The following is a 20,653-nucleotide window of genomic DNA, read 5'->3' on the forward strand; positions in this document are numbered from 1 at the left end:
AATCGGCCTGCCTTGTTTTAATTTTTTTATCGTCACTGGCTGGTCCATGATTAGCAGGAGACAGCTTTAAGGCGGAAGGTAGAGCTGGCGAAATCTCCAGTGAGATCGGAGACAACAAGCCCAATTCTCATTAGGCGGTCACCTCCGAAAATTTCTCCATCAAATGCTACGCGGAAGGGGGAACCGCCATCTTCCACTAAGGTATTACCCGTATGGACTGCAGTGTTGCCCGCCGCTCCGTGTTCGATTATATACTTTTTATCTGGGTCAAGTCCTTTTAGAGTTAGTCGCCGGATGGGCCCATTTGGTTCAGCTAGTACACGGAAGTAAGCGACAAAAGCTTCGGACTGGTCCTCGCTAACGAACATCCAGGCCGTGTCGCCTCGGCCCTCAAATGGACTAAGGAGTCGATACATATCTCCTTGCTGTACAAGGGAACGAATTTCCTTATACTGGGCGATTTGTTTGGCAGCGAGCTCCTTTTCTTCATTTGTAAAGGCAGTTAGGTCAAGTTCGTAGCCAAAATTCCCGCTCATTGCCACGTCGCCGCGTATAGCGAGGGAGGTGATTCGCCCCACCTGGTGATTCGGTACATTCGATACGTGTGCGCCCATGGTACTGGCCGGATACACGATGCTTGTGCCGTACTGGATAGCCAATCTTTCAATGGCATCAGTATCGTCACTGGTCCATGTCTGCGGCATATAGTAGAGCATTCCTGGATCGAATCGTCCACCGCCTCCGGAACAGCTTTCGAACAAGATGTCCGGGAACTGGGAAGTCAGACGTTCCAGAAGATCGTAAAGTCCGAGCATATAACGGTGCGCAGTTTCCTTTTGTCGCTCGCTAGGAGCTGTAGCCGAAGCAATCTCCGTCATATTACGGTTCATGTCCCACTTGACATAAGTAATCGGAGCGATCGAGAATACGGAGCTAAGCGTCTCGTACAAGTAGTCGCATACTTCCTTGCGGGAGAGATCGAGCACCAGTTGGGATCGGCCTTCCGTCCGCCGCCGACCTTCCGCATGCAGGCACCAGTCGGGATGGTTGCGGTACAGTTCACTATCAGGTGATACCATTTCCGGCTCAACCCACAAGCCAAACTGTAATCCTTGTTCATTAACCCGTTTGGCCAGGTCGGCAAGCCCGCCAGGCAACTTGCGACGGTCTTCAAACCAGTCCCCAAGCGAATTGTCGTCGTTGTCGCGCTTACCAAACCAACCGTCATCTAGAACAAAGAGCTCAATTCCAAGGGGGCCTGCTTCCTTGGCAATCGCTTCGATTTTATCAGCGTCGAAGTCGAAATACGTGGCTTCCCAATTGTTCACGAGAATAGGACGCTCTTTGTCACGGTAAGTCCCCCGGCAAAGACGTGTACGATAGAGTCGGTGATAGGTGCGTGACATGCCCCCAAGACCTTCTTCGGAAAAGACCAATACGGCTTCAGGGGTCTGGAATGACTGACCCGGCTCAAGCCGCCAGGAGAAGTCAAAAGGATTGATTCCGATACTTACACGAGTCTGGTTGAACTGCTCTACTTCTGCCTGTGCGACGAAGTTGCTGCTGTAGATTAGACTGAAACCGTACACATCCCCACGATCTTCAGTCGCATCAGGACGAAGCAGTGCCAGAAATGGATTCATTTGGTGACTGCTGGAACCCCTTCGGCTCTCGAGCCGAAGGGAGCCGGGTCCGAGATCGCGGCGTTGGATATGTCTTTCCCGAACCCAGGCTCCAGGTAAGTAGAGAGCTTGGTAGTTGGAATCGGCGAAGTCGACAGAGGCGCTCATGGCGTGTTCAATATTTATGGTAGCGCTTCCCTTTTGTTCAAAAAGAGTAGACCTAGCAATGGCACTGTGGTTCGCAAATACAGTATAGAGCAGTGTAGTCTTAAGCCCCGTGTATTGATCTTCAAGGATCAAAAAGAGGGTTGTGGCTTCATCATCCGATTCGGCATAGACGGAAGGAAGTCCCTCGAGGTTTGGTTTACCCGCTTCAATACGGTAACCACTATACTTCAGCTCCGTAGTCCGAGTTCCATCCACAAGTGCAACCTGGTAAGCTGGTTGACGAAAGTCGCTTGTTCCATACTGGGGGTATTCCTGAGGAAGCGTGTCCAAAGAAATTGTACGGCTGGAAGAAACGGGAGTGGGAGAGAAGGAGCAACGCTCCCTAAGCTCCAATATACTTGCGAGACTTTGGTCATGATGAAGTTGAGCTCCCCAATAGACATGTGCGGGATATCCTTCTACAAGCTGGATAATATAGCTGCAATCCTTGGACTGCAAATGAAACAAACCAAGCGCCTCGTTAACATGAATGTTCATGATATTCACTCCTTAGGGGTTTATCATTATTGTTTTACGTAAGGATACTGATCAATGACAATAAGACTCTCAAGTACTGAAGTTAGCCTTTTTTGCATGAGCTCTCCCGAATGACAAGCTTAGTCCCGATCACGCTGTACGCAGGTGGTTCACGCCCCTCAAACCGTTCAGAGAGCAGTTGCACGGCAGCCTTTCCCATCTGTTCAGGATATGCACGGACAGTGGTTAGCGGAGGCTGCACGAAGGCTGCCATCTCAATGTCGTCGAAGCCGACAACAGCCATATCCTCTGGTACCTTGACTCCATGTCCATGAAGGGCGCGGAGGGCACCAATGGCGAGCGGATCGCTTGCAGCGAAGCAGGCCGTCGGTCGTTCCTGTTGGGTTAGAAGTTCGTTCATCATGAGATAACCATCCGCGGTACTCCAGGCACCTATACGGACGAATTGAGGATTGTACAACCCCTGTTCCCGCATGAATCGTTCAAAATAATGCGCTCTTCGCTCACCGTCGCTCTTACCGCCGATAAATCCGATTTGTCGGTGACCAAGCTCAAGTAGATGTCCGAGTGCCTGATCAACAGCTTGCCGGAAATGAAGTCGTACAGAATCATACTCTAGCTGTTCATGGTACTGGTCGACAAGGACAATGGTGTTCTTGTCAGGATGAAGTTTGAATACCTCTTCAGGATCAACGCCGCCCACAACAATCAGACCGTCAGCCTTCTGCAGGGTGCCAATGGATGAGCGGCCCCGCAAGGTCTGGCCCAACGTCAGTCCAAGCTCTTCACAGCGCAGTTCGATTCCACGGCGGATCGAGGCGTAATACGGATCGTCTCTTTCCTCCTCAATAGAACACCACAGCAGGAGGGAGACCGTTTTCCCGGCACGTTCCGTATTCTGCTTTAATTGCCTCAGCCGGGTAGGCTTATACCCGAGTTGCTCGGCAACCAAAAAAATTCTGCTTTTGGTGTCTGGGCTTACGGACAGTGACAGATCGTTATTTAAAACCCTTGAAACGGTTGCGGCAGACACACCCGCTTCGCGGGCAATGTCTTTAATGGTTGCCAAAAGAGCTCACACCTTTTTAGTTAATAATTTTACTAAAAATCGACTTTATCCTAACACATCTTTAAAGCACTTTCAAGATAGACGGTTGAATTTTTTTAACATTATTTTTGATCTACTACTGTAGAGATTGTTTGTGTTAACATGATGAATATTCTCTTGATGACGGAGGGGTCCTAGTTGAATATTCTGTCACTAGCTCGTAAGTGGTTTGGTCGACTTCGCTTTAAAAGCAAGGTTATAACGGTATTTCTTCCGCTAATTATTGTTTCTCTGCTTACTCTTGGACTGTTGTCCAACCAGCTTTTCAGCCGTTCTTTGATAGACCGAACCACCAGCAACGTGGTCGATGAGTCTCAGCTTATCTTGTCTCGGACCGATTACATATTCAGCAGTGTGGAAACGGCGGCCAATATTATGGTGACGAATATTAACCGGATGTATGATTCATACGGTGCCAAACCTGGTACTGCGATGGAGCCTATTCAGTTTGGAAACTTGATGCAGAGCCGCCTATCCATTGATTTGTCAATCTTTCGTGAGGTGGATGCCGCTGTATTCATTGATAATGAAGGGACAATTTTCGCCTCTTATACCGAAAGCGGGGATGATCGCAAGATCTATAGCATGCTTAAGCGGGTAAGGGAATCCGAAAGTTATGGACAGGCACTCTGGTTTGATATGGAGAAGAGGGATTTCCTAACACCAGATCCGAACTTTCCGGTTTTGACGTTGGGGAAGACGGTCATTAATATAGACACGGGCGAACCCTATGGAACCCTTTTTCTGTTAGTGAAGGAAGAAGGTTTGTCCGATTACTTCCGTTCCAGCGATCCGGATACGCCCAAATCGTATTATTTTTTAGATAACGGAATGCGGGTGGCGGTGGCAGAAGACAATGAGATGCTGATGAATCCGGTGAATCCACAGCTAGGTGAGGCCATCCAACGTTGTGCGCCTAAAGCATCCCAAGGAACGTGCTCATTCGAGTATGAGGGTAACCTGGTAACGGTCACTGATTATAACCGGATGGAGTGGAAGTTGGTCAATATTGTTTCTCTTAGCCTGCTTACGGCTGATGTCCGGCAAAATGTTAGATTGTCGCTCTTAATCGGCGTATTGTGCCTTGTTTTTTCCTGGCTGGGCGCTAGCTTTCTATCCAAAATGGTCGTTAGCCCTCTCGAACAACTGACTAGGGCCATGCGAAAAGTAGTAACTGGTGACTTGCAAGCGGTTACGACAGTCCGCACAGAAGATGAGATCGGTACGATTGCTGAAGCGTTTAACTTTATGGTAAGACGAGTTCGGGAGCTGCTGGATGAGGTAAGGCAGGAACAGAACCGTAAGCGTGAATATGAGCTCGCACTGATAAGCGCCCAAATTAAACCGCATTTTCTGTACAACACTTTGGATACCATTTATGCACTCAATGAGTTAGATCGTAATGATGAGGCTAGAGATACTACAAAAGCGCTGGCAGATTTTTATCGAATGGTGCTGAACAAGGGAAGGGAATTAATTACTTTAGAAAAGGAAGCTCAGATTACTGATGATTACCTGACGATTTTGCAAATCCGTTATCCCGATGTGTTTCGCTATGAAGTGGATATCCCTCCCGAGCTTGCAGGTACACCTATCCCGAAGCTCTCGCTTCAGCCGCTTGTCGAGAATTCGATTTACCATGGTCTTAAGAAGAAAGGAACAAAAGGTTTTATCCGTATTTTTGCCTTTAAACAGGGCGATATGGTGATCGTTCGGGTGGAGGACAACGGTGTGGGGATGGATGAATTCCAAGTTCAGACTATTATGTCCAGACATTTACCGAAAGAAGGAATACGATCAATCGGTACCTACAGTGTTCAGCAACGACTGAGTCTGTATTTTGGCGAGGAGTATGGGATATCCGTTCAAAGTATTCTCGCGGAGGGAACAACTGTTGACCTGTCGCTGCCGATGCTGCCAAAGGGGAGTGAACACCAAGATGTATAAAGTGATGATTGTCGATGATGAGCCGCTGTTCCGAGACTTTCTGCGTATAAAGATAGATTGGGAAAGTCATGGCTTTCGGGTTTGCTGCGAAGCAAGGAACGGACAGGAAGCACTTCAAGAAGCCGAGCGGCATCAGCCGCATCTCGCCCTCGTAGATATCAATATGCCCTTCATTGATGGAATTGAATTAGCCGAGAGGTTGAAAGTCAAGTTCGAACGCATCGTTATTGTATTCATATCCGGACATAACGAATTTGAATACCTACAGAAGGCGGTTCGAACCGGAGTGCAGGATTATTTGTTGAAGCCGTTCAATGCAGAAGAAATGCTCTCGATGTTGGAACGTATTAAGCCGAAACTACCGGTGTTTCTGCAGGAGAGCGAAAGTACCGAGTGGGGTAAGCATGGTAGCGAAGCGTTGCACGGCAGAGCAAGTATGCCTGATTTGGGCCATCTGCGTGATGCAGTCGTGCTAGACCTTAGATTGAAAGACAGTGAAACGTTAGAGGAAGTCCGTAAGGCAATCCAGCAGCTTAGTATGTATAAGTGGGGGGATGAATACGCGGACGCGATGCTTATGGGAATCGTATCTCTAGCACTTTCCTTTGCAAGTGAACGCGGCATTCCTTATGATCGGCTATGGGATGAAGGTTTGAACAAGTCTCCTTACGACCGGCTCCGGGAGTTAGATTCCTGGGAGGCTGCTGAAGGATGGATGCTCGCTTTGTACCGCAGGCTGATCCAATTGATGGAGAATATGCACTCTACGAAGGCTTCCAATCTTTTTGCTGCGGCGATCACCTATATTGAGGAGCATTATGCAGACACAGAGTTGTCTGCTGAGCAGGTTTCGTGCGGGGTTTTCGTCGATCCCAGCTATCTGCGGCGCGTCTTCCGCAAGGAGTCCGGCTTCTCCATAGTGGATCATATTACACACATTCGGATGAAGAAGGCTAAGGAGCTCTTACTGAACAGAAATCGGAAGTTGGCGGAAATCGCTGAAAGTGTTGGATACAGTGACCCCAATTATTTCAGCAAATGCTTCAAGAAACGCTTTGGCATGACACCGACTGAATATGAGCAACTCCAAAAAAGGTAGCTCTTGTCCTGCGAGGCAGAACAACATCGATTTAAGCCTGGCGGTTTTCCTATATGGAGAACCGCTGCTCTATTTGTCCCGTTTTTTACTGATTATGCCCGTTTTATTCCTTAATCAAGAAAAGAAGCGGGAGTATACTGTAGTCATGCAAATGAAAGCGCAAACATAAAACACACTACATAAGGGGGATTAAACAAAATGAAAAAAACTTACAGAAGTTGGGGTGCAGCTTTGCTAGTGCTCACCATGTCTATTGGATTGGTCGCTTGTGGTGGAGATAAATCAGCTTCCTTCCAGGGCGGGACGGGAGACACAACGATCAAATTGAAGGTATATGCGCAGCATTTTGACGCCGATACCACCAAGCCGTTCGATTATGCGGTGGAAGAACTCAAAAAGGACATGCCAAACGTTGAGATTGAACTGGATCCTGCCGTTCAGGACGGATACCAGAAGCTGAAGACTTATGCAGCGACAGGAAACATGCCGGATATTTATTTCACGGATTGGCCAACTCTGCAAACTTTAGCAAAATCGAAAAATGTCGAGGTGCTGGACAACTATGAGACAACAGCTAAATTCAAGGAGAATCTTAATCCGGGTGTTGAATCTCGTTTAGTAGCTCCAGATAATCATGTGTATGCTTATCCGGATACAGGTATTGAATTCCAGCTTATCTATTACAACAAGTCGATTTTTGAGAAGGCGGGGATCGAAACGCCGATTAGGACGATTGATCAAATGGGCGAAGCAGCTAAAAAGTTGAAAGCTGCAGGTTATGTGCCCATGTCGATCTTTGCCAAGGAAAAGTGGATTACGACTGCTTTTTATAATGGGCTGGTCACAAGAGAGCAGCCACAAGGATTCGGAGCACTTGATCAGAAAGGTGTAAAAGCATTGCCAGAAGCGTTTGTAACGGCAGCACAGCAGATGAAGCAATTGCAGCAAGCCGGATTGTTCGACGCAAATGCCACGAACACCAATTATGATCAGGCATCGTCCCTGTTCTATCAGGGAAAGGCTGCCATGTTTGTGAACGGACAATGGGAAATTTACAGTTCACAGGAAAAGCTGGGCGACCAGGTCGACTGGATGTATTGGCCAGCAAAGGATGAAGCAACCTACGAGAAGTCCAAATATTTTATCGACGGTGCAGGTTCGCCACAGGGTTACGCAGTATCGTCGAGTAGCGAGAACAAGGAAACTGCCGTAAAGGTAGCAGCATTCCTTGCGACAAAGTCAGCCGAGTATAAATATACCCAACTCGGAAGTCCTATCGTTTCGCCGAAAGTGGATAAGCAAATCGCCTCCAATGTTCCAGCAATGATGCAGCGAGTCGCCAAAGAGTTGCTGCCAAACGCCAAGGAATATGCTCAGCTTCTGAGCAATACCAAAATTCAGAACACAATCAATGACAATACCCAGAATCTGATGGTGGACAACTTTTTGGTAGAGGGTTTTGTGAACAATTTGAACAGTACATTGGAGAAAGAAAACTGAGGAGAAAGAAAACTGATAATCCAGGGACAAGCAACCTCTGGCGACATAAGTCGCTGGGGGGGGAGCCGTCCCGAAAATAAGGGGTGGAAGCAACACATGAATAAATATTTGGGGAACAAACCGGCTCTGGCACTGTTTCTGCTCCCTGCTTTGATCCTGTACAGTGTGATCCTGATTTATCCCGTTCTGCAGACCGTTCTTCGTAGCTTTTATGATTGGGATGGTCTTAGTGCGCCGATCTTTTCGGGATTGAGTAATTACCGGGAGCTCTTTTCCGATTCTTTACTTTCCACTTCGCTTAAGAACGGATTGATATTTGCAATTGTACTGGTGGTCTTCCAGATTGGACTGGGAACGCTATTGGCGCTGATCTGTGCAGACCCGCGTACACGCGGGCGGAAAATACTGAAAACGGCTTATTTTATTCCGGTTGTTCTGTCGGTAACTGTGGTGTGCCAGCTGTGGATCGCCATTTACGACCCGACCAACGGACTGATCAACCGGCTGTTCGATCTTTTGAATATCCCGTATCAGCAAAATTGGCTGAGCTCCCCGACAGCATCAATTATTGCCATCGCCTTCGTTAATGCCTGGCAGTTTATGGGGTATCAATTCGCGCTGCTATATGCAGGGGTTAAGTCAGTACCTGAGGACTACTTTGAAGCCGCCACGATTGACGGTTGCAGCAAATGGAGAGCGCATCTGCATGTTACACTTCCTCTGATGAGGGAAACGTACAAATTCTGCTTCATTATCGCGATTACCTCTGGGATAGGCGCCTTTGTGCAGATGCTGATTATGACCAACGGGGGGCCTGGTACTACAAATTATACAATGACATTCATGATTTACCGCTATGCTTTTATGGAGAGCAACTATGGCTATGCGTGTGCTGTATCTGTGCTGCTTGTACTGATCTCGCTGCTGGCAACTGTAGTTATCAATAAGCTGTTCGATCGCGGACAAACCGCCTAATGAGGTGCGTATTGAAAAGGAGAACGAAATGAGTAAAACCGCTGTGAGCAAGTTCAGACAAGCTGTCCTGCAGATACCGCTGTGGTTGTATGTGATTGTTTCGATTTATCCGTTGTTCTGGATGGTTTCCTACTCGTTGAAGAACAATGATGAGATCTTTGTTACCAACCCATTCGGACTACCAACGCATTTTCGTTACGAAAATTACATCAATGCCTGGACGCAATTTAATATTCCTCGTTACTTTCTGAACAGTCTGGTCGTATCAACGATTTCGACTCTGTTTATCCTTTTACTGGCACTGATGTTTGCCTTTGCAGTGGCTCGCATGAGGTGGAGGTTTCGGTCTGCTGTCCGAACTTATATGATCATAGGAATGTTTATGCCGCTACAGGTTATTATGATACCGCTGGCGATTCTGGTTCGCGATTTTCATCTTACGAATACGTATGGAGCTCTTATTCTTCCCTATATCGCAATTGGTCTTCCTTTCTCGTCAATGATTTTCTATGGGTTCCTGGCAGGAATTCCTAAGGAGATTGAAGAGGCGGCATGTATGGATGGAGCTAATATTTATAGACTGTTCCTGAAAATCATTATGCCGCTTGCAATGCCTGCAATTGCGACTGTAGCCATTTTTCAGTTCTTGAACAACTGGAATGAGTTCACTTTGGCCTATATTCTGATTTCTGATGAGAATATGAAGACCTTGCCGCTAGGCTTGCTTTTCTTCCAGGGCTCCTACAGCACGGATTGGGGAGCCATGGGAGCTGTTATGACTATCGCTTCCCTACCGATGGTACTAGTCTATCTGTTCTTGAGTGAACAAGTGGAGCGGGCAATGACGGTGGGTTCCGCTGTAAAAGGATAGAAAGGATAAACTGCCCGGGCTTGAGAATCAGAAAAAGATTCTCTAGCCGGGCATTTTTGTTATGTACATACGCTAGTTTAATCTGACGATGGTTTGTGGCTAATCAGAAACCTTACAACAAAATAAAGGTTTTTGTAAGTTTCAACTGTTGTTCATTATGTAGAAGCTGTTATGCTGGTAAACAGCTAGGCAAGGAAAGAAGTGAGCAGACTTTGAAAGATCCAAAGCAAAGTTTCAATGAAACATTAAAAATTCCTAAAAGAACCATTATAACAGTCACCGTTATCGTTATTATAATTATATTGTTAATCACTCTGGTGCTCGGCACCATGCATATTATTCGGGATTCAATATACACCACCATGAAAACCTCCTAAATCTACAACCAAGGGGGTTAGATTGTTGTTATTGCTTGAACGATCAAATAAAGGCATTATATAGAGAAATCAGTTGTTAAAAATTCAAGCACTAAGAAGGTAGAAAACACGATGCAAAAGATATTAATAGTAGAGGATGATCCTCAAATCAGTTCCTTGCTCCAATCTTATCTTGAGAAATATGGTTATCAAGGGATTAACGTTTCAAATTTTGATCAAGTTCTGGCTATCTTTCAAGAGGTAAAGCCTGATTTGGTACTACTTGATGTGAATCTACCTCGCTTTGATGGATTTTATTGGTGCAGGCAAATACGGACTCAGTCTACATGCCCCATCCTTTTTGTGTCTGCACGCGATGATAAAATGGATCAGGTCATTGCTTTGCAAAACGGAGCAGATGATTACATTACGAAACCATTTTATCCCGAAGTACTGTTAGCCAAAGTAGAAAGCAATCTGCGACGTGCCTACGGCTCTTATGCTGTTGCCCCAAAATCACGTTCCTTAAAAGTGGCAGATTTGACGCTATATCCCGATATTATGGAACTTGTATTCCATGACAAGCAGGTAGAAATTAGCCAGAAGGAAGCAGCACTGCTAGAGCTATTGATGACGTATCCTAAGCAGGTTGTGGGTAGAGTTCATCTCTTAGAAGCTTTATGGGATGATCACCAATATGTGGGCGAAAACACACTGAATGTTTATGTCACTCGGGTCCGCAAAAAGCTGAGTGAGCTGGGACTAGGGGATATCATAGAGACGGTTAGAGGGGCTGGCTATCGGCTTCACTTGACTGAGGAGGAAGAACGGTGAAGCTTTTTTGGCGTGACCATTTTTCGCTGGTGATTTTTAATATCATCCAACTTTTTCTTGTGTTAAGTATCTATTGGATGGATGGTTACCGTAACTGGTCGACGGCCCTGTATTCCGTCTTTTTTGGGGCCTCCATATTGCTGGTTTATTTGCTCTTCCGGTATGTCATGTACTCTGGTTTATATCGCATATTATCCACTGCAAACATTAGAGATTTAGATGAGCTTATTCAGATGAAGGTACTTAATCCGTTAGCCTCTTCTTTGCAACATTTGCTTTTACAATATTATCGATTGTATCAGTCCCGAATTCATCAGTTAGAGCATCAGCAGCGCGATCATATTACGTTTATCAATCAGTGGGTTCACCAGATGAAAACTCCTCTTTCTGTTATTCATTTAATCCTCAAAGGAAAAATAGATCCCGAATCGGATCAGATACACGATGAGATTGATCGAATGGGAAAAGGACTAGACATGATTTTATATATGTCACGGTTGGAATCTTTTGAACCTGACTTTCATGTCGAGCCTGTTGTATTACGAAAACTGGTTAGTGATGTGATTTATGATAACAAAAGATTATTGATTCGCAACGAAATTTATCCTTCCAATGAAGTGGACGAGCAGTTGAGTGTGATTACCGATGCCAAGTGGCTAAGATTCATAATTAACCAATTGGTGACCAATGCGGTGAAATACTCTTCAGGTCATGCCCACAGTCTGAAACTAATGTCTGACGTAAGAGAGCATGTCATTGTGTTGGAAGTACAGGATGAGGGGATTGGTATCCCTAAAAAAGACGTAGAACGGGTATTTGAGGCTTATTATACAGGTGAAAATGGGCGGAAGTATCGTGAATCAACCGGGATGGGACTCTATTTGGTGTCTGAAATCTGCAAAAGACTGAATCATGACATTCAACTGAAATCGACGGTTGGTGAAGGGACGACGGTTCAAATCCTGTTTTCAATTCACAAATGAGAAACCTTACAACACATTTAAGGTTTTTGTAATGTTAATCGATCGCTTCACTTGTCTGGATGGATTATGATCATAACATAGGAAAAGGAAGGGAATGAATTATGGAGATTGTACGAATGGATCAAGTCACCAAAATATACTATGGCAAGGTTCCCTACCGAGCCCTTAACAACATCCATTTAACGATCAAACAAGGCGAGTTTGTTGGTATTATGGGGCCGTCGGGTAGTGGGAAGACCACATTATTAAACATGATTTCGACCATTGATATGCCGACTTCTGGCGAGGTTTGCATTAAAGGTGAAAATTTAAATCAGCTCAAGAAGGATAAGCTGGCTTTATTTCGTCGCAAAGAGCTGGGACTTGTATTTCAGGACTATAATTTGCTGGAAACCCTCACTTTGGGAGAGAACATACTGTTTCCTCTGATGCTGAATAAAAAAGGATTAAAGGAAATGGAGCACAAACTGGAAGAGGTAGCGAAGAAACTGGATATTTTTGATATTTTGGATAAACGACCTTATGAGGTGTCAGGGGGACAAAAGCAACGGGCAGCCATTGGTAGGGCTATGATTCACTCTCCTTCACTCCTGCTCGCAGATGAGCCCACTGGAAATCTCGATTCCAAGTCTTCACGTGTTGTGATGGAAATGCTGGGACTTATCCACCGTGTAGATTATTCCACAATTGTGCTGGTAACACACGGTGCAATGGAAGCCAGTTATTGTGATCGGGTAATTTTTATTAAAGATGGTGAGTTATATAATGAAATCCATCGTAGTCATAGTCAGCAAATATTTTTTCAGGAAATCATAGATATGCTCTCCTTTTTGGGGGGAAGTAGACATGCACATGAGCTTTCGTCTGTTAGCATGGAATAATCTCAAACGCAATGTACGTGCTTATGTACCTTATTATTTAAGCAGCTCATTGATGATTTCGATTTTTTTCGTATATGCGATATTTATTTTTCACCCGGATGTCTCAAATGCAATCACAGCAGCTAATGTAAAAAAAGGATTACAAGTTGCTGATCTGTTGATTTTTGTATTTTCCTTTTTTTTCGTATTATACACAAACCATATCTTTGTTGCTGCACGTAAGAAAGAATTGGGTGTACTGACCATTTTAGGGACACATCACAGACAAATTTATTTTTTGGTGGCATATGAAAATCTAATTATAGGTTTTTTATCCTTGGTTACCGGGATTATCGGAGGATTTATTTCAGCGAAATTCTTTCTGCTTTTGGGCTCCAATGTTATAGGAATGTATTTAACGTTTTATTTTCCTTGGAAAGCACTGGCTTTCACAGGAATTGGCTTTATGTTTTTGTTTATATTGATCTCACTTGTGTCTGTTTTCTTCATACGCCATTTTAAATTACAGCAGCTTTTTAGCAAGCTTCCACAGCTCAAAAAGGAATTAAAAGCTTCATGGAGTCTGTCCTTTCTTGCAATAGCGTTAATAGGAGCGGCTGTATATTTAATGAAGCTTGATTTTCCACCATACATTTATCTGGCACCGTATCGTTTAGGGACTCTTTCTTTTTATATATTGCACTATTCGGTTGGAGACACATTTAAATACACAATTGTAATGGGGTTTATTGGTACTTACTTATTTTATACTCAATTATGTGTACTATTCATTCAATTGCTTAGAGCTAACAGGAAATGGTCTTGGAGCGGAACACGTTTGTTATGGTTATCTGAGATCACATACAAAATTAGGAATAATGCCGGGCTGTTTTCATTGATTACCTTAATTTCTATCATTTCCTGTGTAGGAGCAGCGTCAACTTTTGACTCCATGCAGCAGCAAAAAAGATTTCTAAGGGAGCAATCTTATTCATTTGCACTTTCTTCTGATGTTGTAAGTTCTATAGAGCTTGAAAAAGAGATTGACCAAAATCTTTATACGGCTGGGGTGGATTATTCGAAAAGTGAAATACTGATCTTTCCCTTTCGTGAACAGCTCGCACCTGTGATGAAACAATCCAACTATGAAGCTCTTACTTCCAGGTTTAAGGAACTAAAACAGACAGCTGCACTTCGGGATCATCAAGGCTTTTTCATTTTTGATTCAAATGGAATGTCTTTAGAAGAACAGAAAACCTTTTTTGAAAAAAAGCTAACTTACAATCAAGGAAAATCTCAGATTATGAATATTCAGATTATGGATACTCAGAAGATAGACCATAGCACAAAGTTTGTTGAAAACATCATCTCTGAACTAGGAAGGTTACTTGTTGTTTCAGATCGAACTTACGACCATTTAGTTGAACAACGGTACTTCAATGTTCCATTAGCATACAAATCTGTTTATTATTTTGTGCCAAAATGGAAGAATGGTCAACTTTCATTAGAAACTTCTGAAACTCAACAGGAGATATGGTTGTATTCCGTGTTGGCCAACAAGGTGAATAAAGGGGTGCTTAACTCTAGAGCAGTGGATTATTTGACATCGGAGATGGATCTGAATATTAGTGAATTTATTGGCGGATTTATCGCCATTATTATGTTGGCAAGCACTGTAAGTCTGTTGTATTTCAGATTGTATGTAGATCTTCAACGGGATGAGGAAATATACCGAGCTTTATCGAAAATCGGACTAAACTCAAGGGAAATGAGACGAGCTGCATCCAGACAAATTGCTTTCCTATTTCTTCTGCCATTAGTCGTATCATCCATAGGAGTAGTGCTTTGTTTATTTATGTCAGAACCATCTGGAATATATGTAGTACCCTTTCATCTTACGCTTATTCAGATTATGCTTTGCTTTTGGGCAATCCAATTCTTTTCCTTTCTTATTGTACGTTTCCTGTACCTTCGTCAATTGGATTTAAAGATGCTGTAAAGAGCGATAAGCCGTGTGTGAAAGAATAGCAGGAGGGCAGGATTATACCTCCCTTCTGGAATCTGCACGGATGATAGAAGATGCAGTTCTCAATTCACGACATCCTTGATGGGGAGTTGTGCAAAGAAATTGTAATGAAGAGGAAGAATATAAATTCATATAACAACGTATTTATTAGACTTAATGAAACTTAGAAAGAGGGGGGTTCTATGAAAAAACGTATGTTCATTTTATTGTTGTTGGCCTTATCGGCCAGTTCATTTTCAGAGTCCTTTGTTCATGCAGAGCAGCAGCAGGTTTCCAATGCAAGTGTGAAAATAACACTGAGTCAAGCACAGCAATGGGCACGATCCAATAGCTTTAGCTTGAAGGAGGCCCAGCAAACGATAGATCGTAACCGGATTAACCTAAAAAATGCAGGTAAAAATCTGGATTTTATTCCGGCAGGTACAGGCAACGGTGAAGAAGATGCGGCTAGTAGTTCAGCCTGGAAAGGGTATGCCTCATCGACAGTTTCTTATTTGGAATCCAAAAAGCAAATCGAACTTGTCCAAGATCAGGCCGATTACACTGCAATGAAGAATTATTATGACGTACTTCTAGCTGAAAACAAAGTAAAGAGCAGTGAGGATGCACTTTCGCTCGCACTACTGGAAGAAAAAGCTGCTGAAGCGAAGGCCAACCGTGGAAAAATTTCTCCAGGTGATCAAAGTACGATTATTCAGACTCGTATAGAGGCTCAAAAGAATGTAGACATTGCAAAGGCTGCACTGCAAAAAGCGATGGATTCACTAAATACGCAAATGGGCCAACCTCAAGGTACGGTGTATGAACTGGTGGATCGACCTGTTTACCGGAAGATGGATAACACGAATTTAGATACGCTTGTGACGCGTGCCATCTCGGCGAGTCCTTCGGTATGGAGACAGGAGGAGGCAGTCAAGCTAGCAAAAATGGAAATTAAATATTACACGTGGAACTCGGGAACTGACGATTATGAAATTAAACAGATTGATGTAGACTCAGCGGAAGGCGGATTGGAAAATACCAAGGATCAATTAGCAGAAACACTGAAGAATATGTACTTTAACTTACAGCAGAGCTATGAACAATACGAACAAATGCAAAGTAATTTACAGAACGCTAATAAGGTATTAGAAATATCTCGTAGAAAAAAGGAACGAGGATTTGCTACAGGTACGGAAGTAGCCACTAATCAGTTAAAAGTGAAGCAAATTGAACGGAATAAGGATGAACTAATTGTTCAAATGACGCTGCTGCAACATGCTTTAAACAAACCGTGGAGCGTATAGGTTTTAGAAAAAATACATTTTAAGGGGATATAACATTGTCGGAAACAGAAAAGAAAGATGCATTGCAAGTGTTAAGCAGGAAAAAAAGATTGAGAGGGATCATAGGTATTCTTGTCTTGATCATTATAGCGGGAATTGGAAGTTTTGTTTATATGAAAAAGGGGCAGGAAAAGCCCGTGGAGAGTCCTGCGAACCAGATTGTACAGGTACAGAAAACAAACATGACGGATTCGCTTAAAGTGACTGGGACCGTTCAGGCTTCCAAGGAAGTAAATATTAATTTTACAAATGTCGAGGGTGCCAAGCTCATCGCTGTCAATATCAAAGCAGGAGATAGTGTCAAAGCAGGTCAGGTTCTAGCACGATTAGATGATTCGGATGCCAGGCTGCAAATTAAGGATGCCGAATCCAATGTCGCGATTGCAAGGGCCAAGCTGGAGGAAGCCAAGCGCGGACCCAAAACCAATGATATCGAGCTCCAGAAAACCAATGTCTTAAAGGCACAAATGGCGATTAAAACAGCCAAGAACGATATGGAGTTAGAGGAAGCCGCAGCACAAAAGGTGGCAGTCAAGGTGACTTTGGATAAGGCCCAGAAGGATTATGATGACCAGGCTTATCTGGTTCAGAATGATGCGGCAGCAGAAAGTGACCTGGCGACAGCCAAGCAAAATCTGGATAAGGCAAAACTGGATATGAGCAATGCGGAGCTGCAATACAAGAAGGCACAGACCAAACAGACTGAGGCAATTGAGGAGGCGGAAATGGGCTTTAAAACAGCTTTAATACAATTAAAGGCTGCACAGTCCCCGCCTGAAGCTTCCAACATCCAATCTGCACAGGCTTCTTTACAGCAGGCTGAAACGGCATTAGAGCAGAAGAAAAGTGTCCTGAGCAAATTACAGGTTACGGCACCGTGGGACGGGATCATTTTGAAGGTCAACGGCGATGTGGGTACTAGTCCTACTGCACCTTTTATTGTAATGAATAACTCCAATACAGGCGTTATGAAGGTTCTTGCCAAGGTTAACGAAAGTGATATTGCTAAATTGAAGACCGGACTTCAGGCTACAATGCACTCGAATTCATTCCCGGACAAACAATTTAAAGGCGAAGTACGCTTTGTTTCTCCAGAGCCGGTGACGGAATCGAATGTGACTACATACAAAATTGAATTGTCTTTGGATAGCCAAAAAATAAGGCTGCAACCGGGGATGAACATGGATGTATCACTCCTCTTGGCTGAACGTAAAGATGCGCTGTCTGTTCCATTGTTTGCACTGAGATCTGAAGGTGGAGTGGACGGAGTATATGTAGCGAAGAACCCAGCAAACCCTGCAGATTATGAATTCAGACCTGTGAAGCTGGGTGTTTATACAGCAGATCAGGCCGAAATCAAGTCCGGTGTCAAGGAAGGCGAGACCATTGTTATTCCGCCTCAGGGCGGTGCTGGTTCGAATGGCAGTCAAGAGGGCCAAGACCCTGATGGGGGTCAGGCACAATGAACGAAGTTCAATTAAATAAAAACGTTATTGAAATTAAAGCATTAAAAAAAATATATGAGGTAGGCGGACAGGAGATTCAGGCTCTACGTGGTGTGAATTTATCTATTAGCGAAGGTGAGTTTGTTGCCATAATGGGTCCCTCTGGTTCGGGTAAGTCCACCATGATGAATGTCATTGGTTGCCTCGATCATCCTGATACCGGGAAGTATTATCTGGATGGGTATTCCATATTGGATGCTCGTGAGAACGAGCTTTCCGAGATTCGAAATCAGAAACTGGGTTTTGTGTTTCAAAAATTCTATCTACTTTCCCGAACTACAGCATTAGCAAATGTAGAGCTACCTATGATGTATGCAGGTATACCTGCCAAGGAACGCCGGGAACGAGCCGTGGAGGCGCTTCGAAGTGTAGGCCTTGCAGAACGGATGTACAACAAACCTAACGAGCTTTCTGGCGGTCAGCAGCAACGTGTCTCTATTGCGCGTGCGTTGGTGAATAATCCTGTTATTCTGCTGGCGGATGAGCCAACGGGGGCACTGGATACGAAGACGAGCGTCGAGATTATGGAGCTGTTTCAGGGTTTGAATGAGCAGGGGAAAACCATCGTCTTGGTTACTCATGAGCTGGAAATCGCTGAATATGCCAAGCGGTTGATCAGCTTTCGGGATGGGGATATTGAGCGTGATGAAAGCATTACCAATAGAAGAATTTCATCACGGATGGCGAGCCTATGAATTTGATGGAAACGATCCGTGTATCAATTAATAGTTTAACGACCAATAAGCTGCGCTCCTTTTTAACGATTCTCGGTATTATTATCGGGGTGGCAGCGGTTATTGCCATTATGGCGATCGGAAACGGCTCTACAGCTCGCATAAAAGCAGAAATTAATAAATTAGGGAATAACGTATTGATGGTTGTTCCAGCTATGACAATGGTCGATGGTGAAATAGATTTGGACAACACTCCATCGTTTACTTGGGCTGATGTCGAGGCGTTGGAGCAAAAGAATTCTATAGATGCATTGATGCCGAATATATCGAGCAATTCTAAAGCTGCGTGGGGGCGATATAACTATAACGCTACTATTGTAGGGACTTCCACTTCATTCTATAAGGTCAAAAAGTTTTCCTTTGCCGAGGGCAGAACATTTACCAACGATGAAATGGATAAACGCATGAATGTCGCCATTCTTGAAAGCCAAGCGGTTCAACGTCTTTTTGGTGGAGATACCCAAAATGTATTGGGACGAACGTTTCAAATTAAACAGATCCCTTTCAAAGTAATCGGAGTATTAAATACTCAGCCAGTAACGAAATTAAGCTACAGTACTAATGAACAAATTTACATCCCTGCTACAACCATGATGAACCGTCTGGGTGAGAAGAATATTACGGGATTGGACGTGTCCGCCAAGTCACCAGCTTTGATGGATCAGGCTCGTTCAGACATATTGGATAGCTTGCGTGTAACGCATCAGCTAAAACCCTCGGAACCGGATCAATTTCAAATCATGAGTCTGTCAGAGGCAGCAGGTGCAGCCTCCGGTGTAGATAGTATCATGACCAGCTTGCTGGGTGGTGTAGCCGCGATATCGCTCGTGGTAGGGGGAATCGGAATTATGAATATTATGATGGTTTCGGTTATAGAGCGTACAAGAGAAATCGGTATTCGGAAAGCTATTGGCGCCAAGCCAAGAGATATTATGATTCAATTCCTATCTGAAGCGGTCATCTTTGGTCTGTTAGGAGGTACAATCGGGGTTGTAACAGGCATAGGAGCGTCCAAAATAATCGAAGCTACGGCACATATGACCATTGAATTTACGATCTCGCCTATTATATATTCGTTTCTTAGCTCTGCGGGCACAGGCATCCTATTTGGAGTATACCCGGCTTATAAAGCAGCAAGTTTAAAGCCTATAGATGCATTGAGATACGAATAATTGTATTGGCACATGGTCGCAAAATGAACACGTAAACAGCTTCTAGATTTTTGGAGGAACATATACTATGGAAAAAAGCTATACGCATAATAGAACCAGAGCTCATCGGATGAAGAGAAATAGAAGAAGACTACTGTTTATTATTATCATTTGTATTGTTCTAATTATTTTAAAACTCTTTGATATCTTTAGTAGTAAACAACAGCCGGTAAAAACGATTGAATTTGCAGAAAAAATAAACTCAGTATCAACCGACAAATTAAATAACGAATCCAAAGGGAGCGAATCACCTCTAAAAAATGTTTCGGGTGTTGAAGATGCAGCATTTGTTGAAAAGTACTTGAATCAGCAAATGCAAGGGCATCGGCCTGAGGGAAGAGACGGTAAAAAAGTAGTCTATTTATCTTTTGATGATGGCCCATCGGTCACCGTAACGCCTAAAATATTAGATGTTCTTAAAGAAGAAAATGTGAAAGCAACGTTTTTTGTAGTAGGAAAAGCAGTAGAAGAAAATGAAGTGGCTAAAAAAATAACAAAAAGAGTGGTTAAGGAAGGACATGCTATCGGAAATCATACCTACTCACATGACTACAGTTATTTGTATCCTAATCAGACTGTGAATTTGAGTGTTTTTATGAACGATATTGAAAAAACAAATCAAGTTTTAAAGCAAATATTGGGACAGAATTTTTCCACAAGAGTAATCCGTTTTCCAGGCGGCCATATGACATGGCAGAGAAATGATCCCGATGGTATGGAAGTGCTGGACAAAGCTCTACAGGCTAAGGATTATCATCAGATTGACTGGAATGTGTTACCTAAAGATGCAGAAGGTGCACCTAAGAATGCTGAACAATTAATTCGCGAATTCATAAGGAACATGGGGACTAGGGAAAAAGCAGTGGTACTCATGCATGACACTTATGGGAAGGAAGAAACAGCCAAAGCCTTGCCTGAAATCATAAGATATTAAAAAAAGCAGGGATATGAATTTAAGACAATAAAGTGACTTGCCGAGTCCAAACAAAACA

The 20,653-nt window shown here is 43.8% G+C and carries 16 protein-coding genes; 14 read left to right on the top strand and 2 right to left on the bottom strand.

What is annotated here, in order from left to right:
* Nucleotides 1-50 precede the first annotated feature (50 nt).
* Nucleotides 51-2,327, bottom strand: a complete 2,277-nt coding sequence (locus KAI36_RS12285; protein WP_220027874.1) for an alpha-galactosidase — start codon at nucleotides 2,325-2,327, stop codon at nucleotides 51-53.
* 82 nt (nucleotides 2,328-2,409) lie between these two features.
* Nucleotides 2,410-3,396, bottom strand: a complete 987-nt coding sequence (locus KAI36_RS12290; protein ID WP_025723649.1) for a LacI family DNA-binding transcriptional regulator — start codon at nucleotides 3,394-3,396, stop codon at nucleotides 2,410-2,412.
* A 177-nt stretch (nucleotides 3,397-3,573) separates the two neighbouring features.
* Here KAI36_RS12290 and KAI36_RS12295 point away from each other — a divergent pair, with 177 nt between their 5' ends.
* The 14 genes from KAI36_RS12295 (at nucleotide 3,574) to KAI36_RS12360 (ending at nucleotide 20,595) form a co-directional block, all read left to right on the top strand.
* The gene (locus KAI36_RS12295; RefSeq protein ID WP_220027875.1) at nucleotides 3,574-5,382 is read left to right on the top strand and encodes a sensor histidine kinase; all 1,809 of its coding nucleotides are present in this window, start codon (nucleotides 3,574-3,576) and stop codon (nucleotides 5,380-5,382) included.
* Entirely contained in the window at nucleotides 5,375-6,481 is a 1,107-nt protein-coding gene (locus tag KAI36_RS12300; RefSeq protein WP_220027876.1) for a response regulator transcription factor, read from the top strand. Before KAI36_RS12295 ends, KAI36_RS12300 begins: the two co-directional genes overlap by 8 nt.
* A 198-nt stretch (nucleotides 6,482-6,679) precedes the next feature.
* On the top strand, nucleotides 6,680-7,981 hold the full coding sequence (locus KAI36_RS12305; RefSeq protein WP_220027877.1) for an ABC transporter substrate-binding protein: 1,302 nt from the start codon (nucleotides 6,680-6,682) through the stop codon (nucleotides 7,979-7,981).
* 96 nt (nucleotides 7,982-8,077) lie between these two features.
* Nucleotides 8,078-8,956, top strand: a complete 879-nt coding sequence (locus KAI36_RS12310) for a carbohydrate ABC transporter permease (protein ID WP_220027878.1) — start codon at nucleotides 8,078-8,080, stop codon at nucleotides 8,954-8,956.
* 28 nt (nucleotides 8,957-8,984) lie between these two features.
* Nucleotides 8,985-9,827, top strand: coding sequence for a carbohydrate ABC transporter permease (locus KAI36_RS12315; protein WP_025723644.1), 843 nt, complete (start codon nucleotides 8,985-8,987; stop codon nucleotides 9,825-9,827).
* 488 nt (nucleotides 9,828-10,315) lie between these two features.
* On the top strand, nucleotides 10,316-11,017 hold the full coding sequence (locus KAI36_RS12320; RefSeq protein ID WP_076160469.1) for a response regulator transcription factor: 702 nt from the start codon (nucleotides 10,316-10,318) through the stop codon (nucleotides 11,015-11,017).
* Nucleotides 11,014-12,000 (top strand): sensor histidine kinase, encoded by a 987-nt coding sequence (locus KAI36_RS12325; RefSeq protein ID WP_023988572.1) that lies wholly within the window; start codon nucleotides 11,014-11,016, stop codon nucleotides 11,998-12,000. The genes KAI36_RS12320 and KAI36_RS12325 overlap by 4 nt, the downstream gene beginning before the upstream one ends.
* Before the next feature lie 101 nt (nucleotides 12,001-12,101).
* The gene (locus KAI36_RS12330) at nucleotides 12,102-12,881 is read left to right on the top strand and encodes an ABC transporter ATP-binding protein (RefSeq protein ID WP_220027879.1); all 780 of its coding nucleotides are present in this window, start codon (nucleotides 12,102-12,104) and stop codon (nucleotides 12,879-12,881) included.
* Complete coding sequence (locus KAI36_RS12335; RefSeq protein WP_220027880.1) at nucleotides 12,847-14,859, top strand: ABC transporter permease; 2,013 nt, start codon at nucleotides 12,847-12,849, stop codon at nucleotides 14,857-14,859. Before KAI36_RS12330 ends, KAI36_RS12335 begins: the two co-directional genes overlap by 35 nt.
* Nucleotides 14,860-15,068: 209 nt before the next feature.
* Complete coding sequence (locus KAI36_RS12340) at nucleotides 15,069-16,172, top strand: TolC family protein (protein WP_220027881.1); 1,104 nt, start codon at nucleotides 15,069-15,071, stop codon at nucleotides 16,170-16,172.
* 35 nt (nucleotides 16,173-16,207) lie between these two features.
* Entirely contained in the window at nucleotides 16,208-17,677 is a 1,470-nt protein-coding gene (locus KAI36_RS12345) for an efflux RND transporter periplasmic adaptor subunit (protein ID WP_220027882.1), read from the top strand.
* Nucleotides 17,674-18,411, top strand: a complete 738-nt coding sequence (locus KAI36_RS12350; protein WP_025723380.1) for an ABC transporter ATP-binding protein — start codon at nucleotides 17,674-17,676, stop codon at nucleotides 18,409-18,411. Before KAI36_RS12345 ends, KAI36_RS12350 begins: the two co-directional genes overlap by 4 nt.
* Entirely contained in the window at nucleotides 18,408-19,622 is a 1,215-nt protein-coding gene (locus tag KAI36_RS12355) for an ABC transporter permease (RefSeq protein ID WP_220027883.1), read from the top strand. The genes KAI36_RS12350 and KAI36_RS12355 overlap by 4 nt, the downstream gene beginning before the upstream one ends.
* Before the next feature lie 67 nt (nucleotides 19,623-19,689).
* The gene (locus KAI36_RS12360) at nucleotides 19,690-20,595 is read left to right on the top strand and encodes a polysaccharide deacetylase family protein (protein WP_220027884.1); all 906 of its coding nucleotides are present in this window, start codon (nucleotides 19,690-19,692) and stop codon (nucleotides 20,593-20,595) included.
* Nucleotides 20,596-20,653: the final 58 nt, after the last annotated feature.

Origin of the sequence: Paenibacillus sp. S02 (assembly GCF_019454065.1) — a bacterium.
In the GTDB taxonomy this organism is placed as follows: domain Bacteria; phylum Bacillota; class Bacilli; order Paenibacillales; family Paenibacillaceae; genus Paenibacillus; species Paenibacillus polymyxa_B.